Raw genomic sequence first — 984 nt, 5'->3', positions numbered from 1 at the left:
CATGAATCATCCCAAGCACATCGATCCGCGTCTCGATCCGACGCGCGTGATCCGCGCGCCGCGCGGCAGCGAGAAAACCTGCAAGACCTGGCTCGCCGAGGCGGCGTACCGGATGATCCAGAACAATCTCGATCCCGAGGTGGCCGAGCATCCGCATGCGCTGGTGGTCTATGGCGGCATCGGCCGCGCCGCGCGCAACTGGGACTGCTTCGACCAGATCCTCGCCTCGCTGAAGGATCTGGAGGACAACGAAACGCTGCTGATCCAGTCGGGCAAGCCGGTAGGCGTGTTCCGCACCCACGCCGACGCGCCGCGCGTGCTGCTGGCGAATTCGAACCTGGTGCCGCATTGGGCCAACTGGGATCACTTCAACGAGCTCGATCGCAAGGGCCTCATGATGTACGGCCAGATGACGGCCGGCAGCTGGATCTACATCGGTAGCCAAGGCATCGTGCAGGGCACCTACGAGACCTTCTTCTCGGTGGCCAACCAGCATTTCAACGGCGATCCTTCCGGCCGCTGGATCCTCACGGGTGGCCTGGGCGGGATGGGCGGCGCGCAGCCGCTGGCCGCCACCATGGCCGGCTTCTCGATGATCGCCGTCGAATGCGACGAGTCGCGCATCGATTTCCGCCTGAAGACGCGCTACGTCGACAAGAAGGCCAAGACGCTCGACGAGGCGCTGGCGATGCTGGAAGAGGCCAAGGCGAACGGCAAGCCGGTCTCGATCGGGCTGCTCGGCAACGCGGCCGACCTGTTCGCCGAGATCGTCGCGCGCGGCATCACGCCGGACTGCGTGACCGACCAGACCAGCGCGCACGACCCGGTGAACGGCTACCTGCCGCAAGGCTGGAGCGTCGAACAATGGCACGAGGCGCGCAAGGTCGATCCGCAGAGCATCGTGAAGCCGGCCAAGCAGTCGATGGCCAGGCAGGTGCAGGCGATGCTGACGCTGCAGGAACGCGGCGCGGCCACGCTCGACTA

1 protein-coding gene is annotated in these 984 nt (G+C 66.0%); it reads left to right on the top strand.

Annotation, left to right across the window (positions count from 1 at the left end; all coding sequences use genetic code 11):
* Position 1 precedes the first annotated feature (1 nt).
* A partial coding sequence (gene hutU, locus F3J10_RS35855; protein WP_167244069.1) for a urocanate hydratase occupies positions 2-984 on the top strand: 983 nt, incomplete at its 3' end.

The sequence above is a fragment of the Burkholderia sp. Cy-637 genome, assembly GCF_011753175.1.
Lineage (GTDB): Bacteria > Pseudomonadota > Gammaproteobacteria > Burkholderiales > Burkholderiaceae > Burkholderia > Burkholderia gladioli.
Note: the sequence above shows the minus strand (reverse complement) of the source record. Positions and strands in the feature narration are given on the sequence as shown.